Origin of the sequence: Mycobacterium lentiflavum (assembly GCF_022374895.2) — a bacterium.
Classification (GTDB): Bacteria; Actinomycetota; Actinomycetes; order Mycobacteriales; family Mycobacteriaceae; genus Mycobacterium; species Mycobacterium lentiflavum.
The window spans coordinates 5,481,805-5,506,311 of record NZ_CP092423.2 but is presented as its reverse complement, the minus strand read 5'-3'; the positions used below and the strand labels follow the sequence as shown (position 1 = coordinate 5,506,311).

General features: G+C 67.6%; 28 protein-coding genes. 21 read left to right on the top strand and 7 right to left on the bottom strand.

What is annotated here, in order from left to right:
* The first annotated feature begins 43 nt into the window (after window positions 1-43).
* The 3 genes from sp36 to MJO58_RS25680 are packed head-to-tail and all read left to right on the top strand — an operon-like array spanning window position 44 to window position 1,476.
* A complete protein-coding gene (gene sp36 / locus MJO58_RS25690) occupies window positions 44-205 on the top strand; it encodes a Sp36 family protein (protein ID WP_090607515.1) in 162 nt (53 codons plus the stop codon).
* Window positions 206-220: 15 nt separating this feature from the next.
* Complete coding sequence (locus tag MJO58_RS25685) at window positions 221-676, top strand: RidA family protein (RefSeq protein WP_090607512.1); 456 nt, start codon at window positions 221-223, stop codon at window positions 674-676.
* 5 nt (window positions 677-681) lie between these two features.
* On the top strand, window positions 682-1,476 hold the full coding sequence (locus MJO58_RS25680; RefSeq protein WP_090607509.1) for an MBL fold metallo-hydrolase: 795 nt from the start codon (window positions 682-684) through the stop codon (window positions 1,474-1,476).
* A 194-nt stretch (window positions 1,477-1,670) separates the two neighbouring features.
* Here the strand turns inward: MJO58_RS25680 and crp are convergent, their stop codons facing one another.
* The gene (gene crp / locus MJO58_RS25675) at window positions 1,671-2,345 is read right to left on the bottom strand and encodes a cAMP-activated global transcriptional regulator CRP (protein WP_044508824.1); all 675 of its coding nucleotides are present in this window, start codon (window positions 2,343-2,345) and stop codon (window positions 1,671-1,673) included.
* An 85-nt stretch (window positions 2,346-2,430) separates the two neighbouring features.
* A complete protein-coding gene (locus tag MJO58_RS25670) occupies window positions 2,431-2,817 on the bottom strand; it encodes a hypothetical protein (protein ID WP_090607506.1) in 387 nt (128 codons plus the stop codon).
* Between the two features lie 197 nt (window positions 2,818-3,014).
* Between MJO58_RS25670 and nth the strand changes: the two genes are divergently transcribed.
* From nth to marP, 4 genes are read left to right on the top strand one after another with little or no spacing between them, the layout of a single operon-like run.
* A complete protein-coding gene (gene nth / locus MJO58_RS25665) occupies window positions 3,015-3,695 on the top strand; it encodes an endonuclease III (protein ID WP_239721391.1) in 681 nt (226 codons plus the stop codon).
* Between the two features lie 13 nt (window positions 3,696-3,708).
* Window positions 3,709-4,344: a TlpA family protein disulfide reductase gene (locus tag MJO58_RS25660; RefSeq protein ID WP_239721390.1), complete on the top strand. Its 636-nt coding sequence runs from the start codon at window positions 3,709-3,711 to the stop codon at window positions 4,342-4,344.
* Window positions 4,345-4,399: 55 nt separating this feature from the next.
* The gene (locus MJO58_RS25655; RefSeq protein WP_090607497.1) at window positions 4,400-5,182 is read left to right on the top strand and encodes an NUDIX hydrolase; all 783 of its coding nucleotides are present in this window, start codon (window positions 4,400-4,402) and stop codon (window positions 5,180-5,182) included.
* Window positions 5,183-5,187: 5 nt separating this feature from the next.
* Window positions 5,188-6,381 (top strand): acid resistance serine protease MarP, encoded by a 1,194-nt coding sequence (marP, locus tag MJO58_RS25650; protein WP_090609648.1) that lies wholly within the window; start codon window positions 5,188-5,190, stop codon window positions 6,379-6,381.
* A gap of 7 nt (window positions 6,382-6,388) precedes the next feature.
* Here marP and MJO58_RS25645 read toward each other — a convergent pair whose 3' ends face one another.
* Together MJO58_RS25645 and MJO58_RS25640 are read right to left on the bottom strand one after the other, a co-directional pair.
* A complete protein-coding gene (locus MJO58_RS25645) occupies window positions 6,389-7,339 on the bottom strand; it encodes an alpha/beta fold hydrolase (RefSeq protein ID WP_090607495.1) in 951 nt (316 codons plus the stop codon).
* Window positions 7,340-7,882, bottom strand: a complete 543-nt coding sequence (locus MJO58_RS25640) for a phage holin family protein (protein ID WP_239721389.1) — start codon at window positions 7,880-7,882, stop codon at window positions 7,340-7,342.
* A gap of 255 nt (window positions 7,883-8,137) precedes the next feature.
* Here MJO58_RS25640 and MJO58_RS25635 point away from each other — a divergent pair, with 255 nt between their 5' ends.
* Complete coding sequence (locus MJO58_RS25635; protein WP_090607490.1) at window positions 8,138-8,836, top strand: S1 family peptidase; 699 nt, start codon at window positions 8,138-8,140, stop codon at window positions 8,834-8,836.
* 1 nt (window position 8,837) lies between these two features.
* Here the strand turns inward: MJO58_RS25635 and acs are convergent, their stop codons facing one another.
* Window positions 8,838-10,820 (bottom strand): acetate--CoA ligase, encoded by a 1,983-nt coding sequence (gene acs, locus MJO58_RS25630; protein ID WP_420845390.1) that lies wholly within the window; start codon window positions 10,818-10,820, stop codon window positions 8,838-8,840.
* Between the two features lie 123 nt (window positions 10,821-10,943).
* On the opposite strand from acs, the gene MJO58_RS25625 reads away from it, so the two are divergent.
* Complete coding sequence (locus MJO58_RS25625; protein WP_420845389.1) at window positions 10,944-11,489, top strand: DUF4232 domain-containing protein; 546 nt, start codon at window positions 10,944-10,946, stop codon at window positions 11,487-11,489.
* A gap of 3 nt (window positions 11,490-11,492) precedes the next feature.
* Here the strand turns inward: MJO58_RS25625 and MJO58_RS25620 are convergent, their stop codons facing one another.
* The gene (locus tag MJO58_RS25620; RefSeq protein ID WP_239721388.1) at window positions 11,493-12,311 is read right to left on the bottom strand and encodes an LppU/SCO3897 family protein; all 819 of its coding nucleotides are present in this window, start codon (window positions 12,309-12,311) and stop codon (window positions 11,493-11,495) included.
* A 90-nt stretch (window positions 12,312-12,401) separates the two neighbouring features.
* Between MJO58_RS25620 and MJO58_RS25615 the strand changes: the two genes are divergently transcribed.
* Genes MJO58_RS25615 through MJO58_RS25595 form a run of 5 tightly spaced genes read left to right on the top strand, consistent with a single transcriptional unit; the run spans window position 12,402 to window position 18,249 of the window.
* Window positions 12,402-14,015, top strand: a complete 1,614-nt coding sequence (locus MJO58_RS25615; RefSeq protein WP_239721387.1) for a peptide ABC transporter substrate-binding protein — start codon at window positions 12,402-12,404, stop codon at window positions 14,013-14,015.
* 3 nt (window positions 14,016-14,018) lie between these two features.
* Entirely contained in the window at window positions 14,019-14,945 is a 927-nt protein-coding gene (locus MJO58_RS25610; protein WP_239721386.1) for an ABC transporter permease, read from the top strand.
* The gene (locus MJO58_RS25605) at window positions 14,938-15,801 is read left to right on the top strand and encodes an ABC transporter permease (RefSeq protein WP_239721385.1); all 864 of its coding nucleotides are present in this window, start codon (window positions 14,938-14,940) and stop codon (window positions 15,799-15,801) included. The genes MJO58_RS25610 and MJO58_RS25605 overlap by 8 nt, the downstream gene beginning before the upstream one ends.
* A gap of 49 nt (window positions 15,802-15,850) precedes the next feature.
* Entirely contained in the window at window positions 15,851-17,476 is a 1,626-nt protein-coding gene (locus MJO58_RS25600) for a dipeptide ABC transporter ATP-binding protein (RefSeq protein WP_239721384.1), read from the top strand.
* Between the two features lie 11 nt (window positions 17,477-17,487).
* A complete protein-coding gene (locus MJO58_RS25595) occupies window positions 17,488-18,249 on the top strand; it encodes an oxidoreductase (protein WP_090607473.1) in 762 nt (253 codons plus the stop codon).
* A gap of 429 nt (window positions 18,250-18,678) precedes the next feature.
* On the opposite strand, the gene MJO58_RS25590 is transcribed toward MJO58_RS25595, so the two are convergent.
* Complete coding sequence (locus MJO58_RS25590; RefSeq protein ID WP_239721383.1) at window positions 18,679-19,536, bottom strand: HAD-IB family hydrolase; 858 nt, start codon at window positions 19,534-19,536, stop codon at window positions 18,679-18,681.
* Window positions 19,537-20,028: 492 nt separating this feature from the next.
* Between MJO58_RS25590 and ssd the strand changes: the two genes are divergently transcribed.
* From ssd to MJO58_RS25555, 7 genes are read left to right on the top strand one after another with little or no spacing between them, the layout of a single operon-like run.
* Window positions 20,029-21,078, top strand: a complete 1,050-nt coding sequence (gene ssd, locus MJO58_RS25585) for a septum site-determining protein Ssd (RefSeq protein ID WP_090609644.1) — start codon at window positions 20,029-20,031, stop codon at window positions 21,076-21,078.
* Window positions 21,075-22,238, top strand: a complete 1,164-nt coding sequence (locus MJO58_RS25580; RefSeq protein ID WP_239721382.1) for a TadA family conjugal transfer-associated ATPase — start codon at window positions 21,075-21,077, stop codon at window positions 22,236-22,238. Before ssd ends, MJO58_RS25580 begins: the two co-directional genes overlap by 4 nt.
* Window positions 22,235-23,035, top strand: a complete 801-nt coding sequence (locus MJO58_RS25575; RefSeq protein WP_090607467.1) for a type II secretion system F family protein — start codon at window positions 22,235-22,237, stop codon at window positions 23,033-23,035. Before MJO58_RS25580 ends, MJO58_RS25575 begins: the two co-directional genes overlap by 4 nt.
* Entirely contained in the window at window positions 23,032-23,625 is a 594-nt protein-coding gene (locus MJO58_RS25570; protein ID WP_090607464.1) for a type II secretion system F family protein, read from the top strand. The genes MJO58_RS25575 and MJO58_RS25570 overlap by 4 nt, the downstream gene beginning before the upstream one ends.
* 36 nt (window positions 23,626-23,661) lie before the next feature.
* Window positions 23,662-23,853, top strand: a complete 192-nt coding sequence (locus tag MJO58_RS25565; RefSeq protein WP_090609643.1) for a DUF4244 domain-containing protein — start codon at window positions 23,662-23,664, stop codon at window positions 23,851-23,853.
* A 23-nt stretch (window positions 23,854-23,876) separates the two neighbouring features.
* Window positions 23,877-24,179 (top strand): TadE family type IV pilus minor pilin, encoded by a 303-nt coding sequence (locus tag MJO58_RS25560; protein WP_239721381.1) that lies wholly within the window; start codon window positions 23,877-23,879, stop codon window positions 24,177-24,179.
* A gap of 31 nt (window positions 24,180-24,210) precedes the next feature.
* Complete coding sequence (locus MJO58_RS25555; RefSeq protein ID WP_239721380.1) at window positions 24,211-24,507, top strand: Rv3654c family TadE-like protein; 297 nt, start codon at window positions 24,211-24,213, stop codon at window positions 24,505-24,507.

The following is a 24,507-nucleotide window of genomic DNA, read 5'->3' as shown; positions in this document are numbered from 1 at the left end:
GGGCTGACCCGTGGGGTTCACGCCCGACGGATAAGCTCGCGTCATGAGCCAACCGACCCCATGGGAATACGCCACGGTTCCGCTGCTGACGCACGCCACCAAACAGATCCTCGACCAATGGGGCGCCGACGGTTGGGAGCTGGTCGCCGTGCTGCCCGGGCCGACCGGTGAGCAACACGTCGCCTATCTGAAGCGCCCTAAGTAAAGAGGACACCGGCGGATGAATGCTTCGGCCCGGCTTGAACAGCTCGGTGTCACACTTCCGGACTTGGTTGCGCCACTCGCCTCTTATGTTCCCGCGGTGCGCACCGGCAACCTGGTCTACACCTCGGGCCAGCTGCCGATCGTGGCGGGAAAGGTGGCGGGCACCGGCAAGGTGGGCACCGACGTCAATCCCGATGACGCCAAGGCGATGGCGCGGCTGTGTGCGCTCAACGCCCTGGCGGCGGTGAACTCTCTGGTGGGTATCGACGCGGTGGTGCGGGTGGTCAAGGTCGTCGGATTCGTCGCCTCGGCACCCGGCTTCAACGGTCAGCCCGGCGTCGTCAACGGGGCCTCGGAACTGCTCGGTGAGGTGTTCGGCGACCAAGGCGCGCATGCACGTTCGGCGGTGGGTGTGTCCGAGCTGCCGCTGGATGCGCCGGTCGAAGTCGAGCTGATCGTGGAGGTCGGCTAACGGCCGTGACCGAGACAGTCGAGCCGCTGACTCATCCCGCCTACGGCAGTTTGCGGGCGGTCACCGACACTGCCTCGGTCCTGCTGGCCGAGAACCCTGGCCTGCTGACGCTGGAGGGCACCAACACCTGGGTGTTGCGCGGACCCCGCAGCGACGAGCTGGTCATCGTGGACCCGGGACCCGACGACAACGAGCACATCGCGCGGATCGCCTCGCTGGGGCGCGTCGCCCTGGTGCTGATCAGCCACCGACACGGCGATCACACCGACGCCATCGACAAGTTGGTCGAGCTCACCGGTGCGACCGTGCGCTCGGCGGGCAGCGGATTCCTGCGTGGGCTCGGCGGCGAGCTGGTCGACGGTGAGGTCATCGATGCCGCCAACCTGAAGATCAAGGTGATGGCGACGCCGGGGCACACCGCGGACTCGCTGTCGTTCGTGCTCGACGACGCGGTGCTGACCGCCGACAGCGTGCTCGGCCGCGGCACCACCGTCATCGACAGCGAAGACGGCAGCCTCGCCGACTACCTGGAGTCACTGCGGCGACTGCGCGGTCTGGGCCGTCGCACGGTGCTGCCCGGCCACGGCCCCGACCTGGCTGATTTGGAATCCGTCACCACCGGGTACCTGACGCACCGCCACGAGCGTCTCGAGCAGGTGCGCGCGGCGCTGGGCGACCTCGGCGGCGAAGCGACCGCCCGCGAGATCGTCGAACACGTCTATCTCGACGTCGACGAGAAACTGTGGGATGCCGCCGAATGGTCCGTACAGGCGCAATTGGACTATCTGCGCCGAGAGTGAACTCCTCGGTCGCGCCCGGGCTGCGCCCGCGCTTACCTCGCTCGGGGTGGGATGCTCGCTCGGTCGCGCCCGGGCTGCGCCCGCGCTTACCTCGCTCGGGGTGGGATGCTCGCTCGGTCGCGCCCGGGCTGCGCCCGCGCTTACCTCGCTCGGGGTGGGATGCTCGCTCGGTCGCGCCCGGGCTGCGCCCGCGCTTACCTCGCTCGGCGCGCCAGCCTCTCGGAGTCCGAGATCAGCACGCTCTTACCCTCCAGCCGGATCCACCCGCGGTGGGCGAAATCGGCGAGGGCCTTGTTGACCGTCTCCCGGGAAGCGCCCACCAGCTGGGCGATCTCCTCTTGGGTCAGGTCGTGGGTGACCCGCATTGCCCCACCCTCCTGGGTGCCGAAACGCTGGGCGAGCTGCAGCAGCTGCTTGGCCACCCGGCCGGGCACGTCGGTGAAGATGAGGTCGGCCAGGTTGTTGTTAGTGCGACGCAGCCGTCGGGCGAGAACCCGTAGCAATTGCTCGGCGATTTCGGGCCGATCGGCGATCCACGCGCGCAGCGCATCGCGGTCCATCGAGACCGCGCGCACCTCGGTGATCGTCGTGGCGCTCGACGTCCGGGGGCCCGGGTCGAAGATCGACAGTTCGCCGAACATGTCCGACGGGCCCATGATCGTCAGCAGATTCTCCCGGCCATCGGGTGATCGGCGACCGATCTTGACCTTCCCCGAGACGATGATGTACAGCCGATCGCCTGGTTCCCCTTCCGCGAAAACGGTGTGTCCACGCGGGAAGTCGACGGGTTGTAATTGCTTGGTCAGTGCGGCGACTGCGCCGGGTTCAACCCCTTGGAAGATTCCTGCCCTTGCCAGGATCTCGTCCACGTTGCCTCTTCAGCTTTCCAACGAAGTGATATGGATACCTACCTAGCCCGGGTTACGAGTCTAGAGGTAGGCCAACGTGCCAACGCTACACACGATTGACGTGTCTAGTCGCCTCATATTGCGGATTTCCGCCTGAATGCGCGTGTATTCGCATCGGCAAAGCGCGTGCGGGGGGATCGGTGAATGCGGTTGCCAGCAGTGATTCGGCGCGATGGCGACCGGTGGGCGGCGGGGACAGCGCAAGTTGCTGGGCCTGGCGTCGATGCAGGTATTCCAGCGCTTCGGGCATCCCTTCCCGGGCCAGCGTGTGCATATCCATGGCCTGCGCCTGTTCGAGAAACTCGTCGACGTCGGTCGACGTAATCGACTCGCGGCCAAGCTCCCTTTCGAGCCGCCCCAGGCCGAGCGCCGCGAGCATCAGCAGCCCGGGCACGCACGCCACCAGCAACCATGACACAAGGAGAGTAAACATGGCCAAGGTCTCAGTGAGATTACGAAATCAGTACTCTGTCGTAGGTGACAGTGGCAGGGCCGTCCGGGCGTTCGAAAACCACCGCGGCTAAGCCTGATTCCAAGCCTGATTCCAAGCCTGATTTCAAGCCCGATTCCGCCCTTGCCCGGCGTTGGGCTTCAGAAACTCGGGCCGGTTTGGTGCGTCGCGCGCGCAGGATGAATCGCACACTGGCACAAGCATTTCCGGACGCGCATTGCGAGCTGGATTTCAGATCGCCGCTGGAACTGGTGGTGGCCACTATTCTTTCGGCGCAGAGCACCGACAAACGGGTGAACCTGACGACGCCCGCATTGTTCGCCAGATATAAGTCGGCCCTGGATTATGCGAAAGCCGATCGCGACGAGCTGGAAAACCTCATCCGTCCCACTGGCTTCTTCCGCAACAAGGCGAGCTCACTGATCGGGTTGGGGCAGGCCCTGGTCGAGAAGTTCGACGGCGAGGTGCCGTCGACGATGGACGAGTTGGTGACACTGCCGGGGGTCGGGCGCAAAACCGCCAATGTCGTCTTGGGGAACGCCTTCGACATTCCCGGCATCACCGTCGACACCCACTTTCAGCGGCTGGTGGCCAGATGGCGCTGGACCGAGGAAAAGGACCCGGTCAAAATCGAGCACGCCGTCGGCGAACTGGTCGAACGCAAGGAATGGACCCTGCTCAGCCACCGCGTGATCTTCCACGGCCGCCGGGTGTGCCACGCGCGCAAGCCGGCTTGCGGAGCCTGCGTACTCGCCAAGGACTGCCCTTCGTTCGGGCTGGGCCCCACCGAGCCGGCGCTGGCCGCGCCGCTGGTGCAGGGCCCCGAGGCCGAACACCTGCTCAGTCTGGTCGGGCTGTAACACGGCCGGGACGTTGTACCCGAGAGCTCGCTGGACCATCGCGATCTTGGCGGTGGTGGTGGCGCTGGTGGCCGCGTTCGTCGCGCAACTGCGCGACGAATCCGCGCCCAACGCGACGACCGTGCCGTCGGCGAATCGAGAGCACCGCGACGCCGACACACCGGCGGCGCTGGCCGGCCCCCGGGCGCGAGCAAACCTGCCACCGTGCCCCGCGCCGGGCAACGGCACCGGCCCCGCCGTCCTGCGCGGTGTGGTGGTCGAATGCGCTGCCGACGGATCCAGCGTCGACGTCGCTCGTGCGCTGGCCGGCCGCCGGGTGGTCCTCAATTTATGGGCGTATTGGTGCGCGCCGTGCGCGGCCGAACTGCCCGCGATGGCCGAATATCAGCGCCGGGTCTCCTCCGACGTCATCGTGGTGACCGTGCATCAGGACGAGAACGAGACTGCCGCATTGTTGCGGCTCGCCGAACTGGGCGTTCGGCTCCCGACCTTGCAGGATGGGCGGCGGCTGATTGCCGCGGCACTCCAGGTCGCAAATGTGGTGCCCGCGACGGTGGTGCTTAGACCGGACGGTAGCGTTGCGCAGACGCTGCTGCGCGATTTCGCGAGTGCCGACGAGATCGAGGCCGCGGTCGCAAACAACGGATGACCGAGTTCGCCGGTCCGAAAATGGCTGGGCAGGTGGACCCGACAAGGAGGCGCCGGTGAGTGGTGGGGGTGCCGCCCGCGCGCAGGGGACGGTTCCCCTCACGCCCGACGTCTGCCCGTCCTGGTTGCGGCCGCTGGTCGACAACGTGGGCCAGATCCCGGAGGCTTACCGGCGCCGGTTGCCTCCCGACGTGTTGGCGATGGTGACCGCGGCCCGGGCGGCATCCGCGAACGACGACCGCGAGGCCGCTGTGCTGGTGCTGTTTTCGGGTCCCGAGTCCGGGCCGGGTAACGACGGCCTGCCCGACGACGCCGACCTATTGCTCACGGTGCGCGCGTCCTCGCTGCGACACCATGCGGGCCAGGCGGCGTTTCCCGGCGGCGCGGCCGACCCCGGCGATCGCGGGCCGGTTGCCACCGCTCTGCGAGAAGCGCACGAGGAGACCGGGATTGACGTCACCCGGCTGCACCCCCTGATCACGATGGAGAAGACGTTCATCGCGCCGTCGCAGTTTCACGTCGTTCCGGTGCTGGCCTACTCGCCGGACCCCGGACCGGTCGCGGTGGTTAACGAGGGCGAGACGGCGATCGTGTCGCGGGTTCCGGTGCGCGCGTTCATCAATCCGGACAACCGGCTGATGGTCTACCGCGGCGACCTGGGCAATCGCTGGGCCGGTCCGGCGTTTCTGCTGAACCAAATGCTGGTGTGGGGATTCACTGGCCAGGTGATCTCTGCCGTTCTCGACGTCGCCGGCTGGGCAAAGCCGTGGGACACTAACGACGTCCGTGAACTCGACGACGCGATGGTGCTGGTCGGCCAGCAGGGCGGCGCGCGATGAATTCGATGACCCCGTCGCAGTGGCTGGATATCGCGGTGCTCGCCGTCGCTTTCATCGCGGCCATCTCGGGCTGGCGATCGGGCGCGGTCGGTTCGCTCTTCTCGTTTATCGGTGTGCTGCTCGGCGCGATCGCCGGGGTGCTGCTGGCGCCCCACATCGTCAGCCACATCGCCGCACCGCGCGCCAAGCTGTTCGGCGCGCTGTTCCTGATTCTCGCGCTGGTCGTCGTCGGTGAGGTCGCCGGCGTGGTGCTGGGACGGGCGGTGCGCGGCGCAATCCGCAGCCGCACCGTTAGAACCGTCGACTCGGTCATCGGGGTGGGCGTGCAGCTCGTCGTCGTGCTCACCGCCGCGTGGCTGCTGGCGACGCCGCTGACGCAGTCGAAAGACCAGCCCGAGCTGGCAGCCGCGGTCCGCGGTTCGCGGGTACTCGCCGAGGTCAACAACATCGCACCCGCGTGGTTGAAGACTGTGCCCAAACGCCTTTCGGCGCTGTTGAACACCTCGGGGCTGCCGGCGGTGCTCGAGCCATTCAGCCGCACGCCGGTGATTCCGGTCGAATCACCGGATCCGGCACTGGCCACCAATCCGGTGGTCACCGCCGCCGCGCCCAGCGTGGTCAAGGTACGCAGCCTGGCGCCCAGCTGCCAGAAAGTGTTGGAGGGCACGGGATTTGTCATCGCTCCCGATCGGGTGATGACCAATGCGCACGTGGTGGCCGGGTCCAGCAGCGTCCAGATCTACGCCAGCGGTAATCCGTTGGACGCCACCGTCGTTTCCTACGACCCCTCGGTCGACATTGCCATTCTTGCCATTCCGAACCTGCCGCCACCGCCACTGGCTTTCAGTGAAACCGAGGCGAAGACCGGCACCAACGTGGTGGTGCTGGGCTACCCCGGCGGCGGCAACTTCACCGCGACCCCGGCCAGGATTCGCGAAGCCATCAAACTCAGCGGCCCCGACATCTATCGCGACCCGCAGCCGGTCACGCGCGACGTCTACACCATCAGAGCCAATGTGGAGCAAGGCAATTCGGGTGGTCCGCTGATCGATCTCAGCGGTCACGTGCTGGGCGTGGTGTTCGGCGCGGCCGTCGACGATCCCGACACCGGGTTCGTGTTGACCGCAGGTGAGGTGGCCGGCCAGATGGCCAAGATCGGTGACACCCAACAGGTGGGCACCGGGACCTGCGTCAGTTGATTCGCTCTCAGTGCACCTGCTCGAAAAACCTCATCAGGTGTCTGTTGATTTCCTCGGGCATCTCTTCATGGCTGTAATGCCCTGCGCCGGTGACGGATACGTAGCGGCCCTGCGTCACATAGCGCTGACTGTGGTCCACCGGATCGGCCAGCACGTAGGGGTCGGCATCACCGCGCAGATGTAGCAGCGGCACCCCGAGCTGGCGCGACATCGACTTCATGAATCGCCGGCCTTCCCCGCGCAGCTGGCTGCGCACCGCCCAGCGCTGGTATTCCAGGGCGCAGTGCGCCGCACCGGGAATCTGGATCGCCGTGCGCAGATAGCCGATTGTCTGCGAAAAGTCCTCGGAGGCAACCCATTTGGCGGAGCTACGGCTCTTGACCAGACGTTCGATCTCGGCGCCGTTGTCGCGGGTCAGCAGCCGCTCGGGCCATAGCGGCAGCTGATAGCGCAGCAGGGTCGGCAGCAGTGCGGAGCTCTGGTCGCGGCGCGTCAACGCCGATCGACGCAGCGCGGCCGGGTGTGGCGAGCTGACCAGCGCGATGGCGCGCACCAGCCGCGCGTGCAGCAGCGCGGTGGTCCAGCAGCACAGCCCGCCGTCGGCGTGGCCGACGAGCGTCGCCGACGAATGCCCAAGCGCGCGAATAAGTCCGGCCGTATCACCGGCCAGCGTCCAGCCGTCGTAGCCGCGCGGCGGTTTGTCGCTGCCGCCGTAGCCGCGCAGGTCGACCGCGACCACCCGGGCATCGGTCAGCCCCCGCAGCTGATGACGCCAGGACCACCAGAACGAACCGAAACCATGCAGCAGCATCACCAGTGGTCGCGCGGCGGCGGCCGCCGGTGGGCCCGGACCGGTCGGTAGCGCCTCGACGACGTGGAAGCGAATGCCGTTGGCGTGCACGTCCAAATGGCGCCACGGCCCGTCGATGCGGACCATCGACGGATCAGGTACTGCCATTTACCAACCTGAGGGGTCGCTGGGGTTGCCGTTCTCGGGCTTGGCGTGCTTGCCGGGTGCGTCGGTGAGCTGCTTGGTCGCGGCGGCGGACTTGTCGTGGCCCGGGGTGAGCGCGGTGCGCGCCTCTTTGACCGATTCGATGGTCTCTTGTGGTCCGCGGATCCGGCGCACCTTCAAATAGCCCAGCAGCGCCAGCACGGCGCCGACCACGACCATCAGCGCGAACACGATCAGGAAGGCCACCCAGCGCCACAGCCAGTTGTCGAGCAGCTCGGCGAGGAAGAAGAAGAAAAAGAAGGTTGAGTAGAACAGCACCACCAGCGCGGCGATGAAGAACACGCTGCCGGTAAGGCCCTTCTTGATATCGCCGACGATTTCGGCGCGGGCCAGCTCGACCTCGGCCCGCACCAGCGTGGACGCCTGAGTCGTCGCGTCTTTGATCAGGTCACCAATCGACGGTTCGCCGGGGCTGGCATGCGGGTCGGCCAACGGAATCGTGGTCAGTGTGCTCGGCACACCATTTTTGCGATCGACCTTTGTCACAAACGGTCCTCTCCGTTGAACTGTCCGGTTCCTCATCAAGCCGCTGCTTGGCTCGCGTAGTCACCGAGCCCGTTCGCTGTCGTCGCGGTTTATGTTGCCATGTGCCGCGATGCCAGACGAGGCCAGCCGAAGTCCACGGGACCGCGCGACCGACGGGCCGTGCGCCGCTATTCACACAGCAAGAGGGGCGCGAGGGTGATCATCTAGACTGGCGCAGCTGTTCTCCGACACCGGCCCGCTGATGGGAGTCACGCATTGCAGACGGCACATCGGTGCTTTGTGGCGGTGCTGGTGGCCGTGCTCCTCGTCCAGCCCGCTTTGCCTGCGAACGTCGCGGCCGCTGACGACCGGGTCCCGATGGGCGGGGGTGCGGGCATCGTCATCAATGGAGACACCATGTGCACCCTGACCACGATCGGCGGGGATGCCGCCGGTGAGCTGATCGGTTTCACCTCCGCGCACTGCGGTGGCCCGGGCGCGCAGGTCGCCGCCGAGGCCGCCGAGGGCAGAGGCGTCCTGGGAGTCATGGTTGCGGGCAATGACGCCCTGGACTACGCGGTGATCAAGTTCGATCAGGCCAAGGTGACGCCGGTGGCCAACTACGGCGGCTTCATCATCAACGGCATCGGTCCGGAACCGGTGTTCGGGCAGATCGCGTGCAAGCAAGGCCGGACGACGGGCAATTCGTGCGGCGTCACCTGGGGGCCGGGCCAGGATCCGGGAACGATCGTCATGCAGGTGTGTGGCCGGCCGGGTGACTCCGGTGGGCCGGTGACCGTCGACAACCTGTTGGTCGGAATGATCCACGGCGCGTTCAGCGACAACCTGCCGACCTGCATCATCAAATACATCCCGCTGCACACTCCGGCGGTGGTGATGTCGTTCAACGCGATCCTGGCCGACATCAACGCCAAACACCGGCCCGGCGCGGGCTTCGTCCCGATACCGGCCTGAGCTACTTGGCCTCTCTGATCGCGTCGAAGACGCCCGGGTCAAGCAGTGTCGACGTGTCCCCGAGGTCGCGATTTTCGGCGATGTCGCGCAGCAGCCGGCGCATGATCTTGCCGCTGCGGGTCTTGGGCAGTTCGGGCACCACGTGGATCTCGCGCGGCTTGGCGATCGGTGAGATCTCACGGGCCACCTCGGCGCGCAATTCGTCGACGACGCCCTCGTGCACGTCGTACTCGGCGCACATGACGACGAACGCGCAGATGGCTTGGCCCGTGGTCTCGTCTTTCTTTGCGACCACCGCGGCCTCGGCCACTCCGGAGTGGCCGACGAGCGCCGATTCCAGCTCGGCGCTCGACAGCCGGTGCCCCGATACGTTCATCACGTCGTCGATGCGGCCGACCACCCAGATGGCGCCGTCGCGGTCGTAATAGGCGCTGTCGCCGGCGAAATACCAGCCCTGCTCGGCAAACCTGGACCAATAGGTCTCGACGTATCTATCCGGGTCGCCCCAGATACCCCGCAGCATGGACGGCCACGGCTGGTCCAAGACCAGGTAGCCGGTGACGTGTTCGCCGTGGTGGACGGCCGGCGTCAGTTGATCGCCGTGGTCGTCGACGATGCTGGCCGAGATCCCCGGCAACGCCCTCATCGCCGAACCAGGTTTGGCCGCAGCGACTCCGGGCAGCGGGGAGATCATCGCCGCACCCGTTTCGGTCTGCCACCAGGTGTCCACGATCGGCAGGCGGTCGCCGCCGATCACCTTGCGGTACCAGCGCCAGGCTTCGGGGTTGATCGGCTCGCCCACCGTGCCCAACAGTCGAAGGCTGGACAGGTCGTGTGTATCGGGGATCTCGCGGCCCCATTTCATGAACGTCCGGATCAGCGTCGGCGCCGTGTAATAGATTGTGACGCCGTACTTTTCGATGATTTCGAAATGCCGGTGTGGGCTGGGCGAATCTGGAGTGCCCTCGTAGAGGACCTCGGTGACGCCGTTGGACAGTGGACCGTAGACGCCGTAGGTGTGCCCGGTGACCCAGCCGATGTCGGCGGTGCACCAAAACACGTCACGGTCGGGCTTGATGTCGAAGACGTTGTAATGCGTGTACGACGCCTGCGTTAAGTAGCCGCCGCTGGTGTGCATTATGCCCTTGGGCTTTCCGGTGGTTCCCGAGGTGTACAGCAGGAACAACGGGTGCTCGGCGTCGAAGGGCGCCGCAGTGTGTTGGGCCGGTGCGCGATCCACGACCTCGTCCCACCACACGTCGCGGTCGTCGTTCCAGGACACGTCAATTCCGGTGCGCCGCACCACCAGAACTCTCTCGACGGGGCTCTCGCCGTCCGGGCCGGACGCCACGGCCTCGTCGGCCGCATCCTTGAGCGGCGCGGGCTTGCCGCGCCGGAATTGCCCGTCGGCGGTGATCAGCACCTTGGCCTGGGCGTCGGCGATGCGGGCTCGCAGCGCCTTGGCGGTGAAACCGGCGAACACGACGCTGTGCATGACGCCCAGTCGCGCGCAAGCCAGCATCGCGATCACGGCTTCCGGGATCAACGGCAGGTAGATGGCGGCGCGGTCGCCGGCGACCAGACCGAGATCGGTCAGCGCGTTGGCCGCTTTGCACACCTCGTCCTGCAGGTCGGAGTAGGTCAGGCTGCGGCTGTCACCGACCGGCTCACCCTCCCAGTGAATTGCCACCCGGTCGCCGAGGCCGGCCTCGACGTGGCGGTCCACGCAGTTGTAGGCGACGTTGAGCGTGCCGTCGGAAAACCACTTGGCGAACGGCGCCTGCGACCAGTCCAGCACCTCGGTGAACGGCTTGGCCCACGTCAGCCGGTTGGCCTGCTTGGCCCAGAATGCCAGCCGGTCCTCGTCGGCCTCGCGGTAGAGATCTTCGCGGGCGTTGGCCTGCTCGACGAATTGCGCCGGCGGCGGGTACGAGGCGGGATGCGAGGACGAGCCTTCGGTGTGCGTGGCGGTCACTGGCTTCACTCCTAGAGTATGTCGAGGGCCGGGTTCGAGCTCGTCAACCGTCTGTGAGCCTAGACCCGCCGGCCGAACCTGTGGACTCCAATCCGGGGGTAAACCTCGTTGTCATACCGCATAATCACGGTTGTGTGGGAATCTCGCGGGCCGCGTGCCCGCTGTCTGCTTCTCAGCATCGCCGCGACCGCAACGAGTTACGCGGTAGCCGGCGTGCTGGGGCCGCACGCGTCGGCGCTGCCGGTCGGCGACGAGGCGGTGCCGTGTCGCTCGGACCAGGTCGACGTGGCCGCTTCCCCGACCCAGGCCGCCGTGGGCCATCGCTCAGTCACCCTGACGTTCAGCCTCGCCGGTGGTGCGCAAGCCTGCACGCTGACCGGCTACCCCGCGGTCGAAACGGGCGACGACGGGCCGGACATTCATGCCACGCCCACGCTGCGCGGCTACATGGGCGGCTTGCCGAGCGATGTCGATGTGCCGCCTACCGTCACCCTGTCGCTGGCCGCACAGGGCCAGGCCATTGTGGAGGGCGTGGCCATCGACGGCTTGGGCAACCCGTGCCCCAATCACACCGCGCTGCGGGTCAACCCGCCCAACACGATCGGCGTGGTCACGGTGCCGGCCACCATCGACGCCTGCGAATTGCAGGTGCATCCCGTGACCGCCTTGCAGCAGTAGGGCCTAGTACGGGCTCGCCCGCTCCAGGCAATAGACAACCGGGGGAGTGGGATAGCTGACTCCGTTGAGGCCCGACGGGCAGTCCGAACTGTTCGAGGTGCCGTCGATGCGCTGGATGACTCGCATCACGCCCGACTCATGGTCATTACAGTCACCCAAGGTCAGTTTGGGACTGTCGCGCTCGCCGGATACCAGATAACAGTGGCCTTGTTTGAGGTTCAGGGCGAAACACAGGATGGTCGAGCTGTCGGTGTAGCGGTCATAGATGGAGCCCTCGCGCTTTCCGTCGGGGCACGGTGCCGACGGTCCGCCTTTGGCGGCAAGCAAGTAGGTATTCACCGGATCGGCGCAGTCGTTGCCCGGGCTCGCTTTGAATGCCTGTGCACGATAAGACATTTGAGTAATGCACTCGCCAACCTGCATCGACGTATGTTCTTGACGCTTGGCTAGCCGCGACGCCGCGTTGGCGAAGTCGCCGACGATTCCGAGCTCCAGCACGACCGCGCCGATCGTAATCAGCGCCGTGGATGCCCCGCTCGCGCGACGCGGCGGTGCGCCATAGGGCGGGTAGCCGGGCGGGGGCGGCCCCGGATACGGCTGGCCCGGATATCCCGTAGGCGGCGCGCCCGGATACGGCTGGCCCGGATATCCCGTAGGCGGCGGGTAGGGGTACGCGCGACGCTGTCGCCGACGGCTGCGCGAGCGCTCCCATAGGCCGATCACAAGAAGGATCAATCCGAACAGGGGAACGCCCAACGCGAAGGTCAACCGGCCCGCCAGTGCAGCGACGTCGTAGTCCGCGGCGACAAGCGTGACCCCCATGTCGAAATCCTAGGTTGTCGATGCCGGCCGGTGCACTTCATCGGCGGTCCTTCCACGGCCGCCGTGTGCGCAGGCCCTAGGGTCGCTGTCATGGGTTGGATGCGGGCTTTCGCCGCCGTCCTCATGCTGACGGCAGCGTCGCTGGCCGGCTGCGGTGGCGGCGTGCTGAGCCCTGAACTGGTGGTGGTGAACGGCGGCGAACCGCCGAACCCGCTGATTCCGACCGGCACCAACGACAGTCTCGGCGGCCGGATCCTGGATCGGCTGTTCGCCGGGTTGGTCTCCTACGACGCCGACGGAAATCCGTCGCCGGAGGTGGCGCAGTCCATTGAGACCACCGACAACGTCAACTACCGGATCATTCTCAAACCGGGCTGGAAGTTCACCGACGGCTCTGCGGTGACGGCACATTCGTTCGTCGACGCGTGGAATTACGGCGCCCTGAGCGCCAATGCCCAACTGCAGCAGGACTTCTTCAAGCCGATCGCCGGATTCGACGACGTCGCCGGCCCCCCGGGCGACGGTAAGCCGACCACGATGTCCGGGCTTGAGGTAGTCAACGATCTCGAGTTCACGGTGCGGCTCAAGGCGCCGACCGTCGACTTCAAGTTACGCCTGGGCCACAATGCGTTCTATCCGTTGCCGGACAGAGCATTTCGTGACATGGCGGCGTTCGGGCGCAACCCGGTGGGTGACGGGCCGTATCGGCTGGCCGACGGTCCCGACGGACCTGCCTGGGAGCACAACGTGAAGATCGACTTGTTGCCCAACCCCGATTACCACGGCAACCGCAAACCTCATAACAAGGGCCTGAGGTTCGAGTTCTACGGCAACCTGGATACCGCCTACGCCGACCTGTTGTCCGGCAACCTCGATGTCTTGGACACGATTCCGTCCAGCGCGCTGACGATCTACCAGCGCGACCTGGGCGGTAACGCCGCCAGCGGGCCCGTTGCGGTCAGCCAATCACTCGACACACCGCTGCGGCTGCCGCATTTCGGCGGGGAGGAGGGCCGGCTGCGGCGGTTGGCCCTGTCCGCCGCGGTCAACCGGCCGCAGATCTGCCAGCAGATCTTCAACGGCACCCGCAGCCCGGCCCGCGATTTCACCGCCCGCTCCCTGCCGGGGTTCGACCCGAACATCCCGGGCAACGACACACTGGACTTCAATCCCGAACGGGCACGACAACTTTGGGCGCAGGCCAACGCGATATCACCGTGGAGCGGAAGTTACGCCATCGCCTACAACGCCGACAGCGGCCATCAGGAGTGGGTGGACGCGGTGGCAAACAGCATCAAGAACGTGCTGGGCATCGACGCCGTCGGAGCTCCGCACCCGACTTTTGCGGGGTTCCGCACCCAGATCACCAACCGCACCATCGACACCGCCTTCCGCGCCGGATGGATCGGCGACTATCCGTCGATGATCGAATTCCTCGCCCCGCTGTACGCCACCGGTGCGGGATCCAACGATGTCGGATATTCCAGCCCCGAGTTCGACGCCGGGCTGGCGGCCGCCGAGGCCGCGCCCAGCCTGCGGCAGGCCGATGTTCTGGTCAACGTGGCGCAACGAATCCTGTTGCACGACATGCCCGCCGTACCGCTGTGGTACTACATCGCCGTGGTCGGGTGGTCGCCGGAGGTCGGCAACGTCCGACTCACGTGGAACGGGCTGCCCGACTACGAGAACATTCTCAAGGCCTAAGACATGGGTTGGTATATCGCACGAAGGCTCGCGGTGATGGTGCCCGTCTTCCTGGGCGCCACCTTGCTGATCTACGGCATGGTCTTCCTGTTGCCCGGTGACCCCCTGGCCGCGATCGCCGGGGACCGGCCGCTGACGCCCGCGGTCGCCGCGGCGCTGCGCGCGCGCTACCACCTCGACGATCCGTTCCTGCTGCAATACCTGCGCTACCTCGGCGGCGTGCTGCACGGCGACCTGGGCCGTGCCTATTCCGGCTTGCCGGTCAGTGCTGTTCTGGCACACGCCTTTCCGGTCACCATCCGGCTGGCGCTTATCGCGCTCGTCGTGGAGGCGGTGCTGGGCATCGGATTCGGCGTGCTCTCGGGCCTGCGGCAGGGCGGGCTTTTCGATTCGGCCGTGCTGATCACGGGTCTGATCATCATCGCGATCCCGATCTTCGTGCTGGGCTTTCTGGCGCAGTTCGTGTTCGGGGTCCGGCTGGGCATCGCGCCGGTCACCGTCGGCGAACGGGCGAGCTTCGCGCGCCTGCTGCTACCCGGAATCGTGCTGGGCTCGGTCTCTTTCGCCTATATCGTGCGGTTGACCCGTTCGGCGGTGGCCGCCAGTGCGCATGCCGACTATGTCCGCACCGCCACCGCCAAAGGGTTGTCACGGCCGCGGGTGGTGACCGTGCACATTCTGCGTAACTCGCTGATCCCGGTGGTGACGTTCCTGGGCGCCGATGTGGGTGCGCTGATGGGCGGGGCCATCGTCACCGAGGGCATCTTCAACATTCACGGCGTCGGCGGTGTGTTGTATCAGGCCGTCACCCGGCAGGAGGCGCCGACGGTGGTGTCGATCGTGACGGTGCTGGTGGTGATCTATCTGATCACCAACTTGCTGGTCGATCTGCTCTATGCGGCGCTGGACCCGAGGATCCGCTATGGCTGAGCATTCCGGCTTTTGGGGTGAAACCTGGCGCAAACTGCACCGGCGCCCGAAGTTCATCGTCGCGGGTCTGATGATCATGCTCATCCTGCTGGTCGCGCTGTTTCCGGCCTTGTTCACCAACGCCGACCCCGCCTACGCCGACCCCAGCCAAAGCCTGCTCGGCCCCTCGGCGGCGCACTGGTTCGGCACGGATCTGCAGGGCCACGACATCTATGCGCGCACGGTCTACGGGGCGCGGGCCTCGGTGACGGTCGGGTTGGGTGCCACGCTGCTGGTGTTCGTCGTCGGCGGGGCACTCGGCGCGCTGGCCGGCTTCTACGGCGGCTGGATCGACGCGGCGGTCTCGCGCGTCGCCGACGTGTTCTTCGGGCTGCCGCTGCTGTTGGCCGCGATCGTGCTGATGCAGGTCCTGCACCACCGCACGGTGTGGACGGTGATCACCATCCTGGCCTTGTTCGGCTGGCCGCAGGTGGCCAGGATCGCTCGCGGTGCGGTGCTTCAGGTACGGGCCAGCGACTATGTGCTGGCGGCTAAAGCGTTGGGGTTGAGCAGGTTTCAAACCCTGGTGCGGCATGCGTTGCCCAACGCCGCGGGCCCGGTGATCGCGATGTCCACGATTGCGCTGGGCGCCTTCATCGTCACCGAGGCCACGCTGTCCTATCTGGGCGTCGGATTGCCGACCTCGGTGGTGTCGTGGGGTGGCGACATCAACCTGGCGCAGACGCGGCTGCGGGCCGGCTCGCCGATTTTGTTCTATCCGGCCGGCGCGCTGGCATTGACGGTGCTGGCATTCATGATGATGGGTGACGCGTTGCGGGACGCCCTGGATCCGGCCTCGCGAGCGGAGCGGGCATGAGCCGCACCGGCGACGATGCCGAGCGAAGCGATGAGGAGGAGCGGTGCACATGACCGCTGCGGAATCGCCGCTGCTGAAAGTCGAGGGCCTGGAAGTCAGGTTCGGCGACCACGACCCCGCGGTCAGCGGAGTCGACCTGCGCGTGATGCGCGGGCAGACCGTCGCCGTGGTCGGCGAATCAGGATCGGGCAAATCGACCACGGCCGCCGCGGTCCTGGGCCTGCTGCCGCCGGGCGGGCGAATCACGGCCGGCCGCATCACGTTTGACGGACAGGACATCACCGCGGCTGATCGCAAACTGCTCCGCTCGATCAGGGGCCGACGCATCGGCTATGTACCCCAAGACCCGATGACCAACCTCAACCCCGTCTGGAAGGTCGGCTTCCAGATCCGAGAAGCGTTGCGGGCCAACACCGACGGCCGGCAGTCGCGCCGGCGGGCAGTCGAGCTGCTCGCCCAGGCGGGCATGCCGGATCCGGAGAAGCAGGCGGGCAAGTACCCGCACCAGTTGTCGGGCGGCATGTGTCAGCGTGCGCTGATCGCGATCGGGCTGGCGGGCCACCCGCAGCTGCTGATCGCCGACGAACCGACGTCGGCGCTCGACGTCACGGTGCAACGGCAGGTACTCGACCATCTGCAGCGTCTCACCGACGAACTCGACACCGCGCTGTTGCTGATCACGCACGATCTGGCGCTGGCCGCCGAACGGGCCGAGCAGGTCGTCGTCGTCCACCGCGGTATGGTGGTGGAATCCGGTGCCGCGCAGTCGATCCTGCGGAATCCGCGGCACGAGTACACGCGCCGGCTGGTGGCCGCGGCTCCGTCGCTGACGGTGCGGAGTTCGGCGCGGCAACGCCCGGCCGCCGACTCCGGGGCGAGCGACATCCTCGTCGCCTCGGAGCTGACCAAGGTCTACCGGGAGTCGCACGGCGTACCGTGGCGCCGGCCTGGGTTCCGTGCCGTCGACGCCGTGTCCTTCGGGCTGAAGCGGGGTCGCACCCTGGCCATCGTCGGCGAATCAGGTTCGGGCAAATCGACGGTGGCCCGGATGACGCTGGCCTTGCTCCAACCGACCTCGGGCACAGTCGTTTTCGACGGTACCGAAATTTCTGATGCGCGCAACCGCCACGCGATGATGGCCTTTCGCCGGCGCGTGCAGCCGGTGTTCCAGAACCCCTACAGCAGCCTTGACCCGATGTACTCGGTGTTCCGCGCGATCGAGGAGCCGTTGCGGATCCACCGAGTCGGCGACCGCAGGCAGCGCGAGACAGCGGTGCGCGACCTCGTCGACCAGGTGGCGTTGCCCTCGTCGGTGCTCGGCAGGTTGCCGCGCGAGCTCTCCGGCGGCCAGCGGCAACGCGTCGCGATCGCGCGGGCTTTGGCGCTACGGCCCGAGGTGCTGGTCTGCGACGAGGCGGTGTCGGCGCTCGACGTGCTGGTGCAGGCACAGATATTGGACCTGCTGGCTTCGTTGCAGGCCGAACTGGGCCTGGCCTACCTGTTCATCAGCCACGACCTGGCCGTGATCCGGCAGATCGCCGACGATGTTCTGGTGATGCGCGCCGGGCGGATCGTCGAGCGCGCGGCGACCGAAGAGCTGTTCACCAGGCCCGGACACGAATACACCCGCCAATTGCTGGAGGCCATCCCCGGGGCGTCCATGCCGCCGCGCTAGGTTGGCAACCTGTGACGGCTGACCCGCTGGCTCCGCTGATGGAGCTCCCCGGCGTCGCCGAGGCCAGTGACCGGGCCCGCGACGCGTTGGGGCGCGCGCACCGCCATCGCGCAAATCTGCGCGGTTGGCCGGTAACCGCTGCCGAGGCGGCGCTGCGGGCGGCCCGCGCTTCCTCGGTGCTCGATGGCGGGCCGGTGCGGTTTGAGGACTTAGCGGACAGCTCAGGGGTGAGCGATCCGGTGTTCGGCGGAGCGCTGCGGGTGGCTCAGGCGCTGGAGGGCGGTGGGGGTGCATTAATCGGCGTGTGGCAGCGATCGCCGTTGCAGGCGCTGGCCCGGCTGCACATGCTGGCGGCTGCCGACCAGGTCGACGACGAACACTTGGGCCGCCCGCGCGCCGACCCCGAGATCGGCCCTCGTCTGGAGCTGCTCGGCGAATTGGTGACCGGTCGCACGCGGGTGCCAGCACCTGTGGTCGCCGCGGTCGCGCACGGAGAACTGCTGACGCTCAAGCCCTTTGGCAGCGCGGACGGAGTGGTCGCGCGGGCGGTGTCCCGGCTGGTGACGATCGCCAGCGGGCTGGATCCGCACGGGCTGGGTGTGCCGGAGGTGAGCTGGATGCGCAAACCCGGTGACTATCGCGGCGCCGCAAGCGGATTCGCCGCAGGCACACCAGCCGGCGTCGGAGCTTGGTTGGTGCTGTGTTGCCGGGCGATGCAGGCCGGCGCGCAGGAGGCGTTGTCGATCGCTGAGTCTTTGCCGGGCAAGAGTTGAGCGGCGCCGCGCGAAAAGGTCCAGACACGTAGAGCGGGCGGCGTTCCGAAATATTCGGTCCGCCGCCCGCTAGCACGGAACTCGGTTACCAAGCGTGCACGTATGGGGCTGCGTGGGTGGCCTCGGCGATCTTGCGACGCTTCCAGCTGCGACCCCACCCAAAGGGCCGGTTATGCTCTCTGCATTTTCGCAATTACGCAGGCCCGCAACACTTCTGCCATCTTCGCGGCTATGACTCCGCGTGGGTGCCGAGCACCGTGCTGGGCGCCCGGTTCGGGAGAACGAACCTTCTCTTCCGGATCGACCTTGGCCTTACCGGGCTTCCGTGGTTCCTTTGTACTACTGGAGCCTTAGCACAGCAAGGCCCAATTCTGCGAACATTGCGAATTCAAACTTGCCGAGCGCTCGGCAGATTTGCTGAGACCGCGGCTAGAACGCGAAGCGCCGCAGCAGCGAGTAGGTGACCGCGCCGGCGGCCAGCGCGCTGATACTCACCGCGGCCGTGGTGGCGATCGCGGCACCCGAGGGTGCCGGAATCCGGTCTCGCAGAGAGACCGGTCGCGAGAAACTCAGCACGGGCCAACCACGTTCGGTCGCTTCTTTGCGCAAACCGCGGTCGGGGTTGACCACGCTGGGATGCCCGACCGACTCGAGCATGGGCAGGTCGGTGATCGAGTCTGAGTAGGCGTAGCAGTGTTCTAGCGGGTAGCCCTCGCGGGCCGCCAGCTCGCGGATCGCTTGGACCTTGCCCTCGCCGTAGCAGTAGAAGGCGACGTCGCCGGTGTACTTGCCGTCCTCGACGACCATCCGGGTCGCCATCGCATGCGTGGCACCCAGTGCGCGGGCGATCGGTGCGACGATCTCCTCGCCCGATGCGGACACCACGACGACGTCGCGGCCGCACAATTTGTGCGCCGCGATCAGGTCAGCGGCCTCGGCGAACACCAGCGGAGTCACGATGTCATGGAGCGTTTCGTTGACGATCGACTTGACCTGAGCGACGTCCCAACCGGTACACATGTTGGTCATGTGAGTGCGCATTCGGTCCATCTGGTCATGATCAGCACCAGAGAGCAGGAAGATGAATTGAGCGTAGCTGGACTTCAGCACGGCGCGCCGATTGAGCAGTCCCTGGTTGAAGAACGGTTTGCTGAACGCCAGGGTGCTGGACTTGGCGATGATGGTCTTATCCAGGTCGAAAAAGGCCGCGGTGCGGGCGTGTGCAGTACCGGTTGCGGCTGTCTGCGCCGAGGTTTGCTGATGCGCGTCCGGGTCGGAGACGGTCACCGACACAGCATAGGTCGGTCAGTCGGCGCGTCCGGGGGTTGCCGGCAAAATGAGGGCTGAACTGGGAGTAACACCCGAGGCCAACGGTGTTTTTACGGCTCAAATCGCTGCTACGAAAAAAAGATCTACTTGCGGCACCGCCCACTGTCGTGTGTATAGTAAGCATTACTCGGCCTGAGCCGAGGGTGTATCAGCCCGACCCCCCGGGGCTGATGCACGACGACCTCCGCCTCCTCCCCCCCTGGCGGGGGTCGTCCCTTTTCTGGGGTAATTTTCCCGAAAAACAGGCCTTCCGGCGCCGCCTCCGGTGCGTTGCGGGCACAGTGTTATCCCTCGGGCGGGCACGTGCCGAACCCCGAACTTTGTGCACACCGTGGTATCTCTCCACAAATCCCGATCTGGCACTGGTGTGCCATCCTGAGCTGCCCGCACGGTGGTGGGGTGACGATCGCGACGAGTGCCGAGGCGAGAGGTTCTGCGGGTGTACTCGCGGTGCTGACCGACCCGATCTTGCGCGACGAGCTGGACCGGGTGGCCGCCGCGGTCGGCGTTCGAGTGGTACATGCCGGCGGTGCGACGGTGGGACGGAAGACGTGGTCGGCGGCCGCGGCGGTGGTGCTCGACGCGGCGGGCGCGGACCGCTGTCGGCGCGCTGGTCTGCCGCGTCGCACTCACGTCAGCGTGCTGTGCGCCGCCGAACCCGCGACCGCCACCTGGTCGGCCGCGATCGCGGTCGGCGCCCAGCACGTGCTGAGCATGCCGGCGCAGGAGCACGAGTTGATCCGCGAACTCGCGGAGTCCGTGGAATCCATCCGGGACGACGAGTCGCGCGGCCACGTCGTCGCGGTGATCGGTGGTTGCGGCGGGGCCGGCGCGTCGTTGTTCGCGGCCGCAGTGGCGCGAGTCGCCAATGATGCACTGCTAGTTGATCTTGATCCCTGGGGCGGCGGCCTCGATTTGTTGCTGGGCGGTGAGAGCACGCCCGGCTTGCGGTGGCCCGACTTGGCATTGCAGGACGGGCGGCTCAGCTGGCCGGCCGTTCGCGACGCGCTGCCGCGCCCGCACGGCATCAGCTTGCTCTCCGGCACGCGGCGTGGCTACGAGCCGGACGCCGGGCCGGTGGACGCGGTCATCGATGCGGGCCGCCGCGGAGGCGTCACGGTGGTGTGCGATCTGCCCCGTCGTCTGACCGACGCCACCCGGGCCGCGCTCGATGCCGCCGACCTTGTCGTCGTCGTCAGCAGGTGCGATGTGCGGGCCTGCGCCGCGACGGCGGCGCTGACGCCGGTGCTGGCCGCGATCAATCCCAATCTCGGGTTGGTGGTCCGTGGCCCGTCGCCGGGTGGATTGCGTGCGGCAGAAGTCGCCGACATCTGCGGCCTGCCGCTGCTCGCGTCGATGAAGGCTCAGCCCCAACTGGCCGACCAACTCGAACACGGCGGTCTGCGTTTGGGCAGGCGATCGGCCCTGACGGCCGCGGCTCGCCGGGTGCTCGCGGTGCTGCCGCGCGCGGGGTCCCGACCGAAAGCCAGTGCGGCGTGAGCGAATCGCTTATTGAGCGGGTGCGCGAGCGGTTGGCGACCGAAGCGGCGCCATTGCGGCCCAATGTGGTGGCCGCCGCGATCCGGGCCGAATCCGGCGGGATGCTCGGTGATACCGAGGTCCTGGCCACGCTGCGGGTGCTGCAGACCGAACTGACCGGCGCCGGGATTCTCGACGCCTTGCTGTGTGCGGACGGCACCACCGACGTCCTCGTCACCGCGCCGGACGCGGTGTGGGTCGACGATGGAAACGGTTTGCGTCGCAGCCACATCCGGTTTGCCGACGAGGCCGCGGTGCGGCGGCTGGCGCAGCGGCTGGCGTTGGCCGCCGGGCGCCGTCTCGATGACGCCCAGCCGTGGGTGGACGGCCAGCTGACCGGTATCGGCGCCGGCGGATTTGCGGTCCGGTTGCACGCGGTGTTGCCGCCCGTGGCTGCCGGCGGCACGTGCTTGTCGCTGCGGGTCTTGCGGCCGGCTACCCAGGACCTGGCGGCGTTGACCGCGTCGGGCGCGATCGAGCCGGCGGCTGCGGCGTTGCTGGCCGACATCATCGCGGCGCGGTTGGCATTCCTGGTGTGTGGCGGCACGGGCGCCGGCAAGACGACTTTGCTGGCGGCCATGCTGGGTGCGGTATCGCCGGACGAGCGGATCGTGTGCGTCGAGGACGCGGCCGAATTGGCGCCCCGGCATCCGCATCTGGTCAAGCTGGTCGCGCGGTGCGCCAATGTCGAAGGCGTGGGCGAGGTTCCGCTGCGCCAACTCGTCCGGCAGGCGCTGCGGATGCGGCCCGACCGCATAGTGGTCGGAGAGGTCAGGGGCGCTGAAGTGGTCGACCTGCTCGCGGCGCTGAACACCGGCCACGACGGCGGGGCCGGGACGGTGCATGCCAACAATCCGGGTGAGGTCCCGGCCCGGCTGGAGGCGCTGGGCGCGCTCGGCGGTTTGGACCGCGTCGCGCTGCACAGTCAGCTCGCGGCGGCGGTCCAGGTACTGCTGCACGTAGCGCGGGATCGCAGCGGCTGGCGGCGGCTCGCTGAGATCGCGGTGCTGCGGCACGTCGAGGGACGGGTCCGGGCAGTAACGGCGTGGCATGCCCAGCGGGGCATGACCGACGATGCCGACGAACTGCATTTCTTGCTGCAAAGCCGGTTGCCGGCATGAACGGTATCCCGGCCGGTGCGTTGCTGGTTGCGTTGGCGCTGTTGGCCCTTCCACCGTCACCGCGACGGCGGCTGCGGCCGAGGCCGGCGCGCCAACGGGTCGTCGGCTGGCACGGGGTGGGCTGTCTGGCGGTGTGCGCCGCCGGTGCTGCCGCGGTGATGCTGCCGCCGACGACCGTCCTGGCCGGTGCGGCGGTGGCCGCCACGGCGAGCCTGCGTTACCGCCGGCGTCGTCATCGCCTGCGCGCCACCGAGGAGGGCCGGACATTGGAAGCCGCGCTGGATGTGTTGGTCGGCGAGCTGCGAGTGGGCGCGCATCCGGTGCAGGCGTTCGGTGCTGCTGCCGACGAAACCGTTGGCGCGGTGTCGGTCTCGCTGCGGGGCGTCGCGGCGCGGGCACGGTTGGGCGCCGACGTCGTGGCCGGCCTGCGCGCCGCGGCATGCGCCTCGGCTCAGCCTGCGCAATGGCATCGACTGGCCGCATGCTGGCAACTGGCCGCCGAGCACGGCCTCGCGATCGCCACCCTGATGCGTACCGCCCAACGCGATATCGTTGAGCGGCAGCGATTCTCGTCGCGGCTTGACTCCGGCATGGCCGGGGCGCGCGCCACCGCGGCGATACTGGCGGGACTGCCGGTGCTGGGAGTATTGCTGGGCCAACTGATCGGGGCGCGCCCGCTGAGCTTCCTGCTGAGCGGGCACACGGGTGGGTGGCTACTGGTCGTCGGGTCCGTGCTGACGTGCGCCGGGCTGCTGTGGTCGGACCGAATCATCGTGCGAGCGGGAGCCGGGCCGTGAGCGTCGCGGCGGTATTGCTCGCCGTCGCGCTGTTGATCGGGCCTGGCCCGTCGGTGGTGCGGGCTCGTGCCGGCACCACGCCTCGCCCGCAACGGTTTCGGATCGGGCGGGCCGACGAGACCGCCCGCGGGGCGGACCCGCTGGCGGTCGCGTCCAGCTTCGACGTGCTGGCCGTGTGTCTGGAGGCCGGGATGGCCGTGTCGACCGCGGCCGCCGCGACCGCAGCGTTCGCGCCGCCGAGGCTGGCCCGGGTTTTGCGGCGGGCCGCCGATCTGCTGGCGCTGGGATCCGATCCCGCTGTCGCATGGTCGGTCTCGCCCGATAAGACGGTGGACGTGCAGATCGATGCGCTGCTGCGACTGGCCCGGCGTTCGGCGTCATCGGGTGCGGCGCTGGCCGGCGGCATCGCCGAGCTGGCTGACCAGTCTCGACACGACGCCGCGCATACCGCCGCTGCGGCCGCCGAGCGCGCGGGCGTGCTGATCGCGGGCCCGCTCGGGCTGTGCTTTCTGCCGGCGTTTGTCTGCCTGGGCATTGTTCCCGTCGTCGCGGGGCTGGCCGGAGATGTCCTGCAGTCGGGCTTGCTGTGAAGCGACTACAACAGAGGGGATACATTGGTGATCAACATGTTTCGCGTACTAGTGGCGCGGATGGCGGTCCTTGCCGCCGACGAGTCAGGCATGTCCACGGTGGAGTACGCGATCGGCACCATTGCGGCGGCCGCCTTCGGCGCGATTCTCTACACCGTCGTCACCGGCGATTCGATCGTGTCGGCGTTGACCAACATCATCGGTCGTGCGCTCAACACCAAGGTCTGATCGGCTGCGCCGGTGCGAGCACCGTGGAAGCGGCTTTGGCGATCGCCGCACTGGTGGTGGTGCTGGCGCTTTGCCTGGCCGGCATCACGGCTGTGTCGATGCAGGTTCGCTGTGTCGATGCCGCCCGCGAGGCGGCCCGCCTGGCCGCACGCGGTGACGACCGTTCAGCCGTCGACGCCGCCCGCAGCATCGCGCCGGACGGATCCCGGATCCAGGTGCGTCGCGATGGCGATTTCATCGTGGCCACGGTCGTCGCGCATTCAAAGGTATTGCCCGCGTTGGACATTAGTGCTAAAGCGGTTTCCGCGGCGGAGCCGTCGCGATGAGCGCGGTTCGGCGACCGTCCTCGCGGCGGCAATGGTCGCGGTGCTGCTGTGCATCACAGGCGCCGGCGCATACATCGGCTCGGTGGTGGTGGCACGCCATCGTGCGCAGGCGGCTGCCGATCTGGCCGCGCTGGCCGCCGCGGCGCGGCTTCCTGCTGGAGCCGAGGCGGCCTGCGTGCGGGCGAGTGCGATCGCCCGCACGATGCGAGTCGACGACGTCGGCTGCCGGGTGGACGATCTCGACGTCGTCGTCACCGTGCGCGTGGCGGTCGCCTTCGGCGGTGCGGCTCAGGCCGCCGCGCGGGCGGGCCCGGTCGACGCGGCGTAG